At 73.3% G+C, this 14,427-nt stretch carries 10 protein-coding genes; 7 read left to right on the top strand and 3 right to left on the bottom strand.

The window, feature by feature from the left end; genetic code table 11:
• Positions 1 to 36 precede the first annotated feature (36 nt).
• Positions 37 to 597, top strand: a complete 561-nt coding sequence (locus tag QIY60_RS05485) for a GNAT family protein (RefSeq protein WP_283141404.1) — start codon at positions 37 to 39, stop codon at positions 595 to 597.
• Between the two features lie 185 nt (positions 598 to 782).
• Entirely contained in the window at positions 783 to 1,340 is a 558-nt protein-coding gene (locus QIY60_RS05480) for a hypothetical protein (RefSeq protein WP_283141403.1), read from the top strand.
• Between the two features lie 4 nt (positions 1,341 to 1,344).
• Here the strand turns inward: QIY60_RS05480 and QIY60_RS05475 are convergent, their stop codons facing one another.
• Positions 1,345 to 2,046, bottom strand: coding sequence for an SIMPL domain-containing protein (locus QIY60_RS05475; RefSeq protein ID WP_283141402.1), 702 nt, complete (start codon positions 2,044 to 2,046; stop codon positions 1,345 to 1,347).
• A 222-nt stretch (positions 2,047 to 2,268) separates the two neighbouring features.
• On the opposite strand from QIY60_RS05475, the gene QIY60_RS05470 reads away from it, so the two are divergent.
• Both QIY60_RS05470 and QIY60_RS05465 read left to right on the top strand, forming a co-directional pair.
• On the top strand, positions 2,269 to 2,496 hold the full coding sequence (locus QIY60_RS05470) for a hypothetical protein (protein ID WP_283141401.1): 228 nt from the start codon (positions 2,269 to 2,271) through the stop codon (positions 2,494 to 2,496).
• A gap of 17 nt (positions 2,497 to 2,513) precedes the next feature.
• Positions 2,514 to 5,621 (top strand): helix-turn-helix transcriptional regulator, encoded by a 3,108-nt coding sequence (locus QIY60_RS05465; RefSeq protein WP_283141400.1) that lies wholly within the window; start codon positions 2,514 to 2,516, stop codon positions 5,619 to 5,621.
• Positions 5,622 to 5,687: 66 nt separating this feature from the next.
• Here QIY60_RS05465 and QIY60_RS05460 read toward each other — a convergent pair whose 3' ends face one another.
• Positions 5,688 to 6,845, bottom strand: coding sequence for a PQQ-dependent sugar dehydrogenase (locus tag QIY60_RS05460; protein WP_283141399.1), 1,158 nt, complete (start codon positions 6,843 to 6,845; stop codon positions 5,688 to 5,690).
• Between the two features lie 136 nt (positions 6,846 to 6,981).
• Positions 6,982 to 7,983, bottom strand: a complete 1,002-nt coding sequence (locus QIY60_RS05455) for an aldo/keto reductase (RefSeq protein WP_283141398.1) — start codon at positions 7,981 to 7,983, stop codon at positions 6,982 to 6,984.
• Between the two features lie 83 nt (positions 7,984 to 8,066).
• Between QIY60_RS05455 and QIY60_RS05450 the strand changes: the two genes are divergently transcribed.
• The 3 genes from QIY60_RS05450 (at position 8,067) to QIY60_RS05440 (ending at position 14,411) form a co-directional block, all read left to right on the top strand.
• Positions 8,067 to 9,005, top strand: a complete 939-nt coding sequence (locus QIY60_RS05450) for a 2-hydroxyacid dehydrogenase (protein WP_283141397.1) — start codon at positions 8,067 to 8,069, stop codon at positions 9,003 to 9,005.
• Positions 9,006 to 9,473: 468 nt separating this feature from the next.
• Positions 9,474 to 12,323, top strand: coding sequence for an EAL domain-containing protein (locus QIY60_RS05445; protein ID WP_283145826.1), 2,850 nt, complete (start codon positions 9,474 to 9,476; stop codon positions 12,321 to 12,323).
• A 228-nt stretch (positions 12,324 to 12,551) separates the two neighbouring features.
• On the top strand, positions 12,552 to 14,411 hold the full coding sequence (locus tag QIY60_RS05440) for an acetolactate synthase large subunit (protein ID WP_283141396.1): 1,860 nt from the start codon (positions 12,552 to 12,554) through the stop codon (positions 14,409 to 14,411).
• The last annotated feature ends 16 nt before the right edge of the window (positions 14,412 to 14,427 follow it).

The following is a 14,427-nucleotide window of genomic DNA, read 5'->3' as shown; positions in this document are numbered from 1 at the left end:
ATCATGCAGGACACATGAGCATGAGGGAGCAGCGGGATGTTCGCGATATCGCTGGGGGACGACGGCGCGGAGCTGCGGCCGCTGGAGCCGCACCACGCCGAGGAGTACCTCGCGCACATCGACCGGGGGCGTGACTTCATCGGGCAGTTCATCCTGCTCGCCGAGGTGAGCAAGGACCTCGAATCGGCGCGGGCGTTCCTCCAGGGGTACGCGGACAAGGCGGCCGCCGACACCGGGCGCATCTACGGCATCTGGTCCGACAGCACGCTCGTCGGCGGCGTCCTCTTCCGTACGTTCGACGCCCGGCTCGGCACCGCCGAGGCCGGCTGCTGGCTGGAGGAGTCGGCGGTCGGACGCGGGCTCGTCACGCGCGCGGTCCGGGTGCTGATCGACTGGGCCGTCGAGGAGCGCGGGATCCACCGCGTGGAGTGGCTCGCCGCCTCCGGCAACACCGCGAGCATCAACGTGGCCAAGCGGCTGGGGATGTCGCGGGACGGGGTGCTGCGGTCGAACTACCCGTACCGGGGCGAACGCCAGGACACCGAGGTGTGGTCGGTGCTGGCTCCCGAGTGGCGCGGTGCGCGTGAGGAGCGGTGAGCCTCTGTAGGTGAGCGGCTGCGGACCGTGCGATGGGGGTCCCCCCTGCTCGAACGAAGTTGAGAGCTTGGGGGATGGTCGCGCCCACGCGGCGGAGCCGCACAATGTCACGGCCCCGCGCCCCTTATCGGGCGCGGTAGCGCCCGTTAAGGCGCCTCTCAGAAACGCCGCCTACCGTCCCCGGCATGACTGCCACTCCCGCCACCACCAAGACCGACAACGAAGCCGACGCCGAGGCGACGGCTGCCGAGGAGTCGGAGGCCGCCGCCACTGACGCCGCCGCACAGGCCCCGGACGACGAGGACGAGCTCGGCGACGACCTTCCGCCCGCCCCTCCCGTCCGCACCGGGATCGGCGCCGGTGCCGCCGCCGTCGTCTCCGGGGCGCTCGGCCTCGCCTCGCTCACCGGCACCTGGACGGGCAAGGTCCTCTCCGAGCGCGAGACCCTGCTCGGCCAGATCAAGACCGCCCAGGGCGGCTCGGCCTCCGCGCAGATCCACGAGATCTACGGCGACTCCTGGCACACCACCGCCGCCGTCAACGGCGGCTTCGCCCTGCTCGCCCTGCTCGTCGGCGCGTTCGTCCTGGCACGCCCCGCGTTCGGCGCCCCCGACGCCCACCCGCAGCCCGTCTGGGTACGGGCGGTCGCGCTCGGCGGCCTCGTCCTCGGCGCGATCGGCCTGCTGCTCTCCGTCGGGATGTACTTCGACCTGTTCGCGACGCTGCCCTCGACCGGCTCCTGACGGCTCAGAGCGCCGGGGGCGCCATCGTGAAGCGGGCGAGGACGGCGGCGTGCACGGTCTGGCGCTGAGGCTCCAGATCGAGCGCCGGGACGCTCTCCGGCGCGCCGCCGCCGTACGCCGCCGCGCGCATCATCCCGGGCGCCGCCACCGGATACGGCCGCGCGTCCTCGGCGCCCTCGTCGGCCAGTTCGAGCAGCGCCACCAGTTCGCTGCCGAGCGCCGTCGCGTACTCGCGGGCGCGCTCCACCGCCTGCTCGACGGCCCGGCGCCGGGCCTTTCCGTACGCGGGCGAGGCCGGGCGCAGGCCCCACCAGGGGCCGTCCACCCGGGTCAGTTCGAGCGAGGCCAGGCGCGAGGCGAGTTCGCCGAGCGCCGTGAAGTCACCGAGCTCCACCGTCACCCGCACCTGCCCGTGGTACGCGCGCACCCGCTCGCCCCGGCCGAACTTGCCCAGTTCGGGGCTGACCGAGAACGAGCCCGTCTCCAGCTGCTCGACCGCCTCCCCGTACGACTTGACGAGGTCGAGGACGGCCGCGTTGCGGCGGGTGAGGTCCTCAAGGGCGGTACGGCGGTCGGTGCCGCGCGCGGTGACCGCCACACCGAGCCGGGCGATCTCCGGGTCGACGTCGAGCACGGCCTCGCCCCGGACCGCGATCCGGGGGGCGTCGGGGGTGCCGTAGGGCAGGTGCGGGGACGGGTCGGTCATCTCGGCTCCATGGGTCGGCTGGGTGCGCCCCACTCTTCCACCGGCCCGCCCCTAAGGCATCCACCAAGGCATCCGCCCGGCGTCTAAGCCCCCTGCCGGACGCCTAAGCACCCCACCCCGCCGCCCTAGGCGCATCTAAGGCCCCGCCGCCGTGCGGATGCGGCACTCTCCCGATGTGCCGGAACCCCCTGGGAGACGAGAGTTGAGGCATCGCAGGAAGCGATGAACCACCAACAAGAGCCCCGCACCAGGGGCACCAGGGAGCCCGAGATGTTCGCGTACGAGATGCACAAGGTGAACCAGGCCGAGCTGCTCCGCGAGGCCAACGCCCAGCGGCTGGTCCGCCAGGCCCGCCTCGCCCGCCGGGCCCGGCGCAACGCCGACCACGAAGGCGAGGGGCGGGTGAGCCACCTCCGGGACCTGCGCGACCGTTTCGCGCACGCCGCCTGAGCGCCGCGAGGACCGCGATGACCTCGACCGTCACCACGGGTGCCGCGGGACCGGACGGCTGTGCGATGCTCGGCGACGTGGAGACCAGGTCTTTCAGCCCCGTGTTCGTCGGCCGCGCCGGTGAACTGACCGCCTTGACCGAAGCGCTCGCCCGCGCCACCGCGGGCGAGCCGCAGGCGTTGCTGGTGGGCGGTGAGGCGGGGGTGGGCAAGACCCGGCTCATCGAGGAGTTCACCAACGCCGCCTGCGACGCCGGAGCCGTGGTCGCGGTCGGCGGCTGCGTCGAGATCGGCGCCGACGGCCTGCCGTTCGCCCCGTTCTCCACCGCCCTGCGCACCCTGCGCCGCCGACTGCCCGACGAGCTCGCCGCGGCCGCCGAGGGACAGGAGGAGGAGTTGGCCCGGCTGCTGCCGGAGCTCGGCGAGGCCAGCCGGGAGACCGGCGAGGACGGCACCGCCCGCCTCTTCGAACTCACCGTACGACTCCTGGAGCGGACCGCCGCCGACCGCACGGTCGTCCTGGTGCTCGAAGACCTGCACTGGGCGGACGCCTCCACCCGCCATCTGCTCGCCTACCTCCTGCGCACCCTGCGGCGCGGCCGCCTCGTCGTCGTCGCCACCTACCGCGCCGACGACATCCACCGCCGCCACCCCCTGCGCCCCCTGCTCGCCGAACTCGACCGGCTGCGCACGGTCCGGCGCATCGAGCTGTCCCGCTTCAACCGGGGCGAGGTCCACCGCCAGCTCACCGGAATCCTCGCCGCCGAGCCCGAACAGGCACTGGTGGACGAGATCTTCGCGCGCTCCGACGGCAACGCCTTCTTCGTGGAGGAGCTGAGCGTCTGCCACGAGTCGGGCTGCGTCCCCGGCAGCGGCCTCAGCGACTCCCTGCGCGACCTGCTGCTCGTACGGGTCGAGGCGCTGTCCGAGAACGCCCAGCTCGTCGTGCGCATCCTCGCCGAAGGCGGCTCCACCGTGGAGCACCCGCTGCTCGCCGCGGTCTGCGGGCTCGCCGAGGACGACCTCAACACGGCGCTGCGGGCGGCCGTCGGCGCCAACATCGTGCTGCCGACGGAGGACGGCGACGGCTACCGGTTCCGGCACTCGCTGGTCCGCGAGGCCGTCAGCGACGACCTGCTGCCCGGCGAGCGCTCCCGCCTCAACCGCCGTTACGCCCAGGCCCTGGAGGCCGACCCCGCGCTGGTCCGCGCCGACGTGCACGCCACCCGGCTCGCCAGCTACTGGTACTGCGCGAACGACGCCGCCAAGGCGCTGCCCGTGGTGCTGCGCGCCGCCGTCGAGGCCCGCAAGCGGCACGCCTACTCCGAGCAGCTGCGCCTGCTCGAACGCGGCATGGAGCTGTGGGACTCGGTCCCCGCCGAGGTCCGTTCCGACCTGCGTCCGCTGGACTACGCGGGCGCCTACCCCTCGTGCGGCACCTGCGACCCCGCCACCACCCCGCTCGGCTACCTCGACCTGCTCGCCGAGGCGGCCGTCGCGGCCCGCTTCAGCGGTGAACGCGAGCGCGCCGTGAAGACGGCCAAGCGCGCGCTGCGGCTCATCGAGTCCGAGGAGGGGGACGCCCCGCCCGGCACCCCCCACGGCGACCCGCTGCGGGCCGCCTGGTTCTGGACCGAGCTCTCCAAGCTGGTGCAGAACCTCGGGCGCGGCGACGGCTGGGACGAGATCGCCACCGCCCAGGAGCTGGTGCGCGGACTGCCGCCGTCCGCCGTGCACGCGGCGGTCCTGGCCACCGCCGCGGGCTGGGGCATGCTGCACCGCCCCGGCCCCGAGTCGCTCGCCGCCGCCGAACGCGCCGTGGAGTACGCCAAGCTGGTCGACGCCGAGGAGATCGAACTCAACGCCCGGCTCACCCTCGGCAGCCTGATGGTCGACGCGGGCGACATCGAGGGCGGCCTCGCCGCGATGCGCGGCGTCATCGATCGCTCCCTGGAACTCGGCCTCGTCGGCGAGGCGGGCCGCGGCTATGTGAACCTCGCCTCCAGTCTCGAATCGGTCGGCCGCTCCCAGGAGGCCGCGCGGACCGCGGCCCAGGGCGTACAGGTCTCGCGCAAGTTCGGCCTCCTCGACAACGAGGCCTGGGCTGCGACCAACGAGTCCGACGCCCTGCTCAGCCTCGGCCGCTGGGACGAGGCCACCGAGCGCGTCGAGTGGGTCCAGCGCTCCGGCGTGAGCGGCAAGCCCAGGGGCTACTCCGCACTCCGCCTTGCCCAACTCTCCTTGCTGCGCGGCGAGTTGGAGCTCGCCGCCACCCGTCTCGCCGACGCCGTCGGCCACTTCGGCGCCCGCGACCTGCTCCCGCAGAACGCGTTGCAGGTGGCCCGGGCCGAGCTCACCGTCGCGGCCGGGCAGGGCCGGTTCGCCGACGCGCGCGCCGTGCTCGCGCGCGCGGCCGAGGCCGGCTTCCCGCCCGGCACCCAGCGGTACGGCTGGCCGCTGCTGATCACCGCCGCCGCCGTGGAGGCCGATCTGCGCGGGCTGCCCGCCGCCGGGCCCGGCCGGGACGAGGCCCTGGCCCTGATCCGCTCGGCGGCCCGGACGATGGCCACCCCCAGCCCGGTCACCAAGGCGTACGCCCTGTGCGTCGAGGCGGAACTGGCCCGTGCCGAGGGCCGGGACGACGCGGCCCGCTGGGAGGCGGCCGCCACCGCGCTCCAGCCCCTTGAGCGCCCGTACGAACTCGCCCGGGTCTGCCACCGGTGGGCCGCCGCGCTGCTCGCCGAGGGCAACCAGCGCGACAGGGTCGGCACACTGCTGCGGCAGGCGCACTCCGCCGCCGTACGCCTCGGGTCCCGGCCGCTGGTGGAGGAGCTGGAGCTGCTGGCCCGCCGGGCCCGGCTGCCGCTCACCGCGCCGGAGCCCGCCGTCCCGGACGAGCCCGCCGACCCGGCGGGGGCGCTCGGGCTGACCAGCCGGGAGCAGGACGTCCTGCGTCTGGTCGCCGCGGGACACAGCAACCGGCAGATCGCCGAGGAGCTGTACATCTCCCCGAAGACGGCCAGCGTGCACGTCTCCAACATCCTGGCCAAGCTGGGCGTCTCGGGCCGGGGCGAGGCCGCCGCGCTGGCCCACCGGCTCAACCTCTTCACGGAGAAGGCGGCCTGAACGGGGGCGGGGGTGCGGGGCGCGGCTCGGCGCGCCCTGCCCCCTGCGCCTAAGTCACCCCTGCGCCTACGTCACCTCCAGTTCCAGGATCTTGTCGTCGCCCGGCTTCGGGGTGCCCCGGCCGTCGGTCTCGCTGGTGACCAGGAGCAGGGTGCGCGGCCCCGTCGCTATCACCGTGCGCAGTCGTCCGTACGTGGACGTCAGGAACGCCTCGGGCCGCGCGAGCGGCTTGGCGCCGTCGAGCGGGATGCGCCACAGCCGCTCGCCGCGCAGGGACGCCATCCAGATGCTGCCCGCCGCATAGGCGACACCGCTGGGTGAGGCGTCCGAGGTCTTCCACTGCTCCACCGGGTCCACGAACCCCGGCTTGTTCCCCTTGCCCTCGACCAGCGGCCAGCCGTCGTTGTCGCCCGGCCCGATCACATTGAGCTCGTCCCAGGTGTCCTGGCCGAACTCCGAGGCCCACAGCCGGTTCGCGCTGTCCCAGGCGAGGCCCTGCACATTGCGGTGGCCGTACGAGTACACCACCGAGTCCGCCTCGGGGTTGCCGTGCACCGGCTGCCCGTCCGGCGTCATCCGCAGGATCTTGCCGCCCAGCGACTTCTTGTCCTGGGCCAGACCCCGGTCGCCCGTCTCGCCCGTGCCCGCGTACAGCATCTTGTCCGGGCCGAAGGCGATCCGGCCGCCGTTGTGGATGGTGCCCTTGGGGATGCCCCGCAGGATGGTGTCGGGCGCGCCCAGCTGCTCGCCCGCCGGGCGCTTCTCGTCGTAGATCATGCGGGCGATGCGGTTGTCGGACTCGGTGGTGAAGTACGCGTACACCTGGTGGTCCGAGGCGAACGCGGGGGAGAGCGCGAGGCCGAGCAGGCCGCCCTCGCCGCCCGGTTCGACCCCAGGAACGCTGCCGATCACCGTCTGTTTGCCGGCCGCGTCGATCCGGCTGACCGTGCCCTCGTCGCGCGAGGCGACCAGCAGGCCCCCGTCGGGCAGCGGGGCCACGCCCCAGGGCGACTTCAGGCCCTGGGCCACGGTTCTGGTGACCTTCACCGAGCCCTTCGGGGGCGGGAGATCGGCGGCGGGCGCGGAGGTGGAGGCCCCCGGGGAGCTGGGCGCGGGCGTCGAGCGGGCGCCGCCGTCGGGCCGCGGTGCGGTCCCGGACGAGCACCCGGCCGCGAGCACCAGCGCGGCAGCGGCCAACAGGGCCGTCACAGCAGGACGTTGCACGGTTCGCTTCCTTTCGAGCGGCTGCGGTCTCTACCGTACTTACACCGCCCGAGCCGCTCAGGTTCCCGATTCCCTGATCGCCTTACCCGGCCCTGCGGGACCCCTCAGCCCCAGGCCTCCTCAGTCCCGGGCCCCCTCAGTCCCACGACCCCCGCGCCCCCGGCAGCCATTCGATCTCCGCCTCGTCCCGCGCCGTCAGCGCGAGCCCGGCCGCCGCGGCGTTCTCGCGGGCCCACTCCTCGCGCTTGGTGCCCGGGACCGGGACCACGTGCGGGCCCCGGCCGAGCAGCCACGCCAGGGCGACCTGGGCCGGGGTCACCCCGTCCCCGTGGCGCGCCGCGACCCGGCGCAGCCCCGCCACCACGGGCTGGTTGGCCGCCATCATCTCGGCGGTGAAGCGGGGGTGCCGGGCCCGTACGTCGTCCGGCTCGAAGCCCTGGCCCGGGGTGAGCGTGCCGGTGAGGAAGCCGTTGCCGAGCGGCATCGCGGCCAGGAAGCCCACGCCCCGCGCCGCGCACCACGGCAGCAGCGCGTCCAGCGCTTCCCGCGACCACACCGACAGCTCCGCCTGGACGGCGCTGACCGGGAAGACCTGCTGCACGCGCTCCAGTTGACGTATCGTCACTTCATAAGGGGCGCCGGACCGGCGGGCCGTCCGGGAGCCGCCCGTCGCGCACACCCCGAGCGCCCGCACCTTGCCCGCCGTCACCAGCTCCGCCATCGCGCCCCAGGTCTCCTCGACCGGCACTTCGGGGTCCGCCCGGTGCAGCTGGTAGAGGTCGATCACATCCGTCTGGAGCCGCCGCAGCGAGGCGTCGCAGGCGCGCTTCACATAGCCGGGCCGCCCGTTGGCCACGACGTGCGCGTCGCCGCCCACCAGCAGTCCGCACTTGGTGGCGACGAAGGCGTCCGCGCGGCGCTCCTTCAGGGCCCGGCCCACCAGCAGCTCGTTCTTGAACGGGCCGTACATGTCCGCCGTGTCGAGCAGGGTGGCCCCGGCGTCGAGCGCGGCGTGCACGGCGCGCAGCGAGCGGTCCCCGCGCTGCTGCGACGTGGTGTAACCCCAGCTCATCGGCATGCAGCCGAGGCCGATCGCGCCCACCTCCAGGGCCGCCGCACCGATAGTCCTGCGCTCCAACTCCCCGTACCCCTCCGTACCGCCCTGGGTGTGCCCCCCAAACTAACCTCTGGCCGCCGCCGGTCCTGACATAGCCTCCCGGCATGACTGCTGACGTGTGGCTCCCCCTCCCGGCCGACGAGATCCCCGGCCTGCCCGACGGCCTGACCTACCGCCTCTGGGACGGCGGCCCGGACTATCCCGCCGACCCCGCCGACTGCGCCTTCTATGTGGTCCCGTACATGAAGGGCGCCGACATCGCCGTGCGGCCGCTCGCCGCGATGACCGGCGTACGGGTCGTACAGACCCTGTCGGCGGGCATCGACCACATAGAGCCGGGTCTTGGCGCGCTGCCTACGGGCGTACGGCTCTGCAACGCGCGCGGTGTGCACGAGGCGTCCACCGCCGAGCTCACCCTCGCGCTGATCCTGGCCTCGCTGCGGGGGATTCCCTCGTTCGTCGCGGGGCAGGAGAAGGAGGAGTGGCGGTCCGGGTTCTATCCGGCCCTCGCCGACAAGTCGGTGCTGATCGTCGGGTACGGATCGATCGGCGCGGCCATCGAGGACCGGCTCGCGCCTTTTGAGTGCGCCCGGGTGGCGCGCGTGGCGCGCTCCTGGCGCACGACTGCGCGCGGCCCGGTGCATCCCCTCACCGAACTGCCCGCACTCCTCCCCGAAGCCGACGTGGTGGTCCTCTCCACGCCGCTCACCGAGCAGACGAAGGGCCTGGCGGGCGCAGAGTTCCTGGGCCGCATGAAGGACGGAGCGCTCCTGGTGAACGTGGCCCGGGGCCCGGTAGTGGACACCAAGGCGCTCCTCGCCGAGCTGGAGAGCGGCCGCATCCGCGCCGCCCTGGACGTCACCGATCCCGAGCCGCTGCCCGCCGGACACCCGCTGTGGCATGCGCCGAACGTTCTGATCAGCCCTCATGTCGGGGGCTCCACTTCGGCGTTCCTGCCGCGCGCGAAGGCGCTGATCGCCCGCCAGCTGACCCAGTACGCGGCCGGGCGGCCGCTGGACAACATCGTCCTGACGACCGGGTAGGGCCGCGCCGCCTTCGATTGGCAACTCTGCGCACCGGTCCGAGTGCGATCCGTGTCCACAACTCCCTTGGTGGTCACGGAGCGTAGAGGAACTATGTCCCTGAGTGACGAGACTGGTGTATCGTCCCGACCGGGGGCTGCGCCGCGCGTCTGGCGGCGCGGGGGAGCGAATGTCACAGCGAGGGGGGCGACGGGCGATGCACGGCCAATGGACCAACGATCCGACGCGGCGGAGCCGCCGACGGCTACCCCGAGGCGCACGGGCGGGGCTCCCGAGGGACCGCATCCGGCCCAGGATCCGCAGCCGGGCCCGCACCCGGATGCCGGCCAGGACCCGGCCGCCGGCCCGGGCGGCCCGCCCGCCCTCGCCGACCGCCCGCCCGGCGGCCGCGAGGGCCCACCCGCAGGGCCGGGCGAGCGGCCCCGGAGCGCACCGCACGTGTACGGCGCCCGGGCCCGGAGGGGCCCGGTGAGCGCCCCCGGTGCGGTGCTGCCCCACCGGCCCGTCCCCGGCGGCGGGACGGGCCTGGTCTCCCAGCTCGTCCTCGCGGTGATCTGCGCGGGGTACGCGACGGGTGCGGCGCTCGGCTGGGGATCCCCGGAAGTCGCCGATGTGATGGGGGACTTCGGGCTGAGCGCCGCGGCGACCGCGGCCTCGGTCTCCTGCTTCCTCTACGCGCGCGGAGGCGCCGGGGAGGGGGAGAGCCGCTTTCGGCCCGCATGGCTCCTCTTCTCGTTTTCCTCCGCCATGGCGGCGAGCGGCAACGGAGTCTGGGGGTGGTACCAAGTGGTGCTCGAGCACCCGGTCCCCTCGCCCTCCATGGCCGACCTGTTCTTCCTGCTCTTCGCGCCGCCCGCGATCGTCGGGCTGCTGGTGCTGGCCAAGCGTCCGGTGACCCGGGCGGGCTGGGTCTGCCTGGCCCTCGACTCCTGGCTGATCGGCGGCTCGCTGCTGACCCTCTCGTGGAGCCTGGCGCTGGCGCACACCGCGCACTTCGAGGGCGAGAGCGTCGCCCGCGCCGCGCTGGCGCTCGCGTACCCGCTGCTCGACATCGTGCTCGTGAGCATGGTGCTCGCGCTGCACTTCCGGCGCTCCTCCGCCAACCGGTCGGCGATCAACACGGCCATCGCCGCGCTCGCCCTGACCGTGCTGTGCGACGCGCTGTACACCTCGCCGCTGCTGCGCGAGCACTACCGCTCCGGCCAGCTCCTGGACGCGGGCTGGTTCGCCGCCTCGCTGCTGCTCGCCTACGCGCCGTGGGGCGCCCGCAGGCTCGCCCCGGGCCCGGCGTCCGCGCAGCCACCGCCGCCCCGGCGGCCCGGCGCGCTCCCGGCCAGCAGGCCGATCGCGGGCTCGCTGGGGGCGCTCACGCCGTACCTCGCGGCCGCCGTGTGCACCCTGGGGATCCTCTACAACGTCATCGAGGGCCGCCGGGTCGACCGGGTGGTGGTCTTCACCGGGTGCACGGTGGTGCTCGCGCTCGTCGTACGCCAGGGGATCATGCTCGTCGACAACATCGCGCTGACCCATGAACTGGCCCAGAAGGAGAACCACTTCCGCTCCCTGGTCCAGGGCTCCAGCGACGTCATCATGATCGCCGCGCCCACCGGGATACTGCGCTACGTCAGCCCCGCCGCCGCGGGCGTCTACGGACGGGACGCGGAGGACCTGGTCGGCTCCGAGCTGGCCTCCCTCATCCATCCGGAGGACCTGGGCCGGGTCGTGCACGAGGTGCGGCGCTTCCTGGCCGCGCCCCCGCTGGACGAGCCGGCCGGCCGGATCGAGTGCCGCTTCCGGTCCGGCACCGGCGAGTGGCTGAACGTGGAGTCGACCATCAACCGCCACCAGGGCGGCCTCATCCTCAACAGCCGGGACGTCACCGAACGGGTGCGCCTGCAGGCCCAGTTGCAGCACAACGCCGAGCACGACCCGCTCACCGACCTGCCCAACCGCGCCCTGTTCACCGAGCGCGTCCGCCAGGCGCTGAGCGGCCGCCGCGCCTCCGACCCCGGCACGGCGGTGCTCTTCATCGACCTCGACGGCTTCAAGCAGGTCAACGACACCATCGGCCACCAGGCCGGCGACGAGCTGTTGATCCAGGCGGCCCGCCGCCTCCAGGACTCGGTGCGCGCCGGCGACACCGCGGCCCGCCTCGGCGGCGACGAGTTCGCGGCCCTGATCCTCGGCGACGGCAGCCGCGACCGGGCGGCCCGCCAGCGCCAGGTGCACGAGATCGCCGACCGGCTGCGCCTGACCCTCTCGCAGCCGTACCAGATCGACGGCAACGAGGTGCGGGTCGCCGCCTCCATCGGCGTCGCCTTCGCCGAGCGCGACGTCAGCGCCCGCGAGCTGATGCGCAACGCCGACCTCGCGATGTACCGGGCCAAGTCCGGCGGCAAGAACCGCGTCGAGATGTACGCGCCGCAGATGCAGGCCGAGGTCGTCCGCAAGACCGAGCTGGCGGCCCGGCTGCGCACCGCGCTGCACGAGGGCGAGTTCGCGCTGCTGCACCAGCCGGTGGTCAACCTCACCACCGGGCGGGTGGCCGCCGTGGCCGCGCAGGCGCGCTGGAGATCCGCCCAGGGCATCCTCTTCACCCCGGCCGAATTCCTACGGGTCGCCGACGACAGCGAGCGCACCGCGGAGCTGGGCCGCTGGCTGCTCGAAGAGGCCGTCGAGCAGGCCGCCGAGCGGGGCAGGGCCGGGCACGACACCCCGGTCGCGGTGCGCCTCCCGGCCCGCCGCCTGCTCGACAAGTCGATGCCGTTCGGCTCCGTGGAAGCCCTGCTGACCAGGCACGGGCTGCCGTCGGGCGCCCTGGTGATCGAGCTGTCCGACAGCGACCCCCGGATCTCCTTCGACGAGCTGGAGCGCCGGCTGGTGGGCCTGCGCCGGCTCGGCGTGCGGATCGCCCTGGACGGCTTCGGCAGCGGGTACGCGGCGATCAACGCCCTGCGCCGGCTCCCCATCGACGTACTGAAACTGGACAGGGGACTGGTCGAGGGCGTGGTCGAGTCCGCCCGGCTGCACAAGATCACCAGCGGGCTGCTGCGGATCGCCTGCGACCTCGGGATGCAGTCCGTTGCCGACGGCGTGGACGTGCCGGAGCAGGTCCTGGCGCTGCGGGCGATGGGGTGCACGCACGGGCAGGGCATGGCCTTCTCCGGGCCGCTGGACGAGTACCGGCTGCGCAGGGCGCTGGTGCGGGGCGCCTTCCCGGTGCCGGGCGGGGCCGCGTTGCCCGTGCTCAGCGGCCGGGCGCTGCCCTCCGTCCGGGTCAATCACTCAAATAGTGAGACACCCGTCCCACCCACTTGACACTACCGGGGCGCCGGGGGGAGGGTCATTGCCATGCGCACCCGAATTCTCGTACTTGGAAAGCGCGTCGGCTGAAGCCGGGCCCCCACGCGGGCCCAGTGGACCACACCCGACGCGCTCCCCTCGCTTGCCTCACGGCACGAGGGGTTTTTTGTTGCACTGGCACCCCTGAAGCACGACAGCGATCTCGACCAAACCCCCGCAAAAACCCTCAGCTTCGAGAAGAGAATGCCGATGACCGAGCAGGCCACCGGGGCCCACCACCCGCAGCCGCGGGCCCGTAACGGCGGACACCACACCGCCACCGTTGAGCACGTCACGGGCGCGCAGTCCCTCATCCGCTCTCTTGAGGAAGTCGGGGCCGAGACCGTCTTCGGCATTCCGGGCGGCGCCATCCTCCCGGCGTACGACCCGATGATGGACTCCACCCGGGTCCGCCACGTCCTGGTCCGCCACGAGCAGGGCGCGGGTCACGCCGCCACCGGTTACGCGCAGGCCACCGGCAAGGTCGGCGTCTGCATGGCCACTTCCGGCCCCGGCGCCACCAACCTGGTCACGCCGATCGCCGACGCCCACATGGACTCCGTCCCGCTGGTCGCGATCACCGGTCAGGTCTCCTCCAAGGCGATCGGCACCGACGCCTTCCAGGAGGCGGACATCGTCGGCATCACCATGCCGATCACCAAGCACAACTTCCTGGTCACCAAGGCCGAGGACATCCCGAAGACGATCGCGGAGGCCTTCCACATCGCCTCCACCGGCCGCCCGGGCCCCGTCCTGGTCGACATCGCCAAGGACGCCCTCCAGGCGCGGACCACCTTCTCCTGGCCGCCGCAGCTGGACCTGCCGGGCTACCGCCCGGTCACCAAGCCGCACGCCAAGCAGATCCGCGAGGCCGCCAAGCTGATCGTCCAGGCCAAGCGCCCGGTCCTGTACGTCGGCGGCGGCGTCCTGAAGGCCGGTGCCACCGCCGAGCTGAAGGTCCTCGCGGAGCTCACCGGAGCGCCCGTCACCACCACCCTGATGGCGCTCGGCGCCTTCCCCGACAGCCACCCGCTGCACGTGGGGATGCCCGGTATGCACGGTGCGGTCACCGCCGTCACCGCGCTGCAGAAGTCCGACCTGCTGATCGCGCTCGGCACCCGCTTCGACGACCGGGTCACCGGCAAGCTGGACAGCTTCGCCCCGTACGCGAAGATCATCCACGCGGACATCGACCCGGCCGAGATCGGCAAGAACCGCGAGGTCGACGTGCCGATCGTGGGCGACGCCCGCGAGGTCATCGCCGATCTGGTCCAGGCCGTCCAGGCCGAGCACACCGAGGGTCACACCGGTGACTACACCGCCTGGTGGAACGACCTCAACCGGTGGCGCGAGACCTACCCGCTCGGCTACGACCAGCCGGACGACGGCAGCCTCTCGCCGCAGCAGGTCATCCAGCGCATCGGCGAGCTCACCCCCGCCGACACCATCTACGCGGCCGGCGTCGGCCAGCACCAGATGTGGGCCGCCCACTTCATCAACTACGAGCGCCCCGCCACCTGGCTGAACTCCGGCGGCGCCGGAACGATGGGGTACGCGGTCCCGGCGGCCATGGGCGCCAAGGCCGGTATGCCGGACCGCCCGGTCTGGGCGATCGACGGCGACGGCTGCTTCCAGATGACCAACCAGGAGCTCACCACCTGTGCGCTCAACAACATCCCGATCAAGGTCGCCATCATCAACAACGGCGCCCTCGGGATGGTCCGCCAGTGGCAGACCCTCTTCTACAACCAGCGCTACTCCAACACCGTGCTGCACAGCGGCCCGGAGGCCACCGGCCTGGAGCCCAGCGCCGGCACCCGCGTCCCGGACTTCGTGAAGCTGTCGGAGGCCATGGGCTGCTACGCGATCCGCTGCGAGCGCCCGGAGGACCTGGACAAGGCCATCGAAGAGGCCAACTCGATCAACGACCGCCCGGTCGTCGTCGACTTCATCGTCCACGAGGACGCCCAGGTGTGGCCGATGGTCGCCGCCGGCACCTCCAACGACGAGGTCATGGCCGCCCGCGGCGTCCGTCCCGACTTCGGCGACAACGAAGACGACTGAGAGAGCAGAGAGAGAC

The organism is Streptomyces sp. BPTC-684, assembly GCF_030028635.1.
GTDB lineage: Bacteria > Actinomycetota > Actinomycetes > Streptomycetales > Streptomycetaceae > Streptomyces > Streptomyces noboritoensis.
This window is presented reverse-complemented; position numbering and strand designations above follow the sequence as displayed.

What these genes read in the sequence shown, in the direction of transcription:
- QIY60_RS05480 (WP_283141403.1), top strand. Translation starts at nt 783, where the DNA reads ATGACTGCCACTCCCGCCACCACCAAGACCGACAACGAAGCCGACGCC.
- QIY60_RS05465 (WP_283141400.1), top strand. Translation starts at nt 2,514, where the DNA reads ATGACCTCGACCGTCACCACGGGTGCCGCGGGACCGGACGGCTGTGCG.
- QIY60_RS05450 (WP_283141397.1), top strand. Translation starts at nt 8,067, where the DNA reads ATGACTGCTGACGTGTGGCTCCCCCTCCCGGCCGACGAGATCCCCGGC.
- QIY60_RS05485 (WP_283141404.1), top strand. Translation starts at nt 37, where the DNA reads ATGTTCGCGATATCGCTGGGGGACGACGGCGCGGAGCTGCGGCCGCTG.
- QIY60_RS05475 (WP_283141402.1), bottom strand. Translation starts at nt 2,046, where the DNA reads ATGACCGACCCGTCCCCGCACCTGCCCTACGGCACCCCCGACGCCCCC.
- QIY60_RS05470 (WP_283141401.1), top strand. Translation starts at nt 2,269, where the DNA reads ATGAACCACCAACAAGAGCCCCGCACCAGGGGCACCAGGGAGCCCGAG.
- QIY60_RS05440 (WP_283141396.1), top strand. Translation starts at nt 12,552, where the DNA reads ATGCCGATGACCGAGCAGGCCACCGGGGCCCACCACCCGCAGCCGCGG.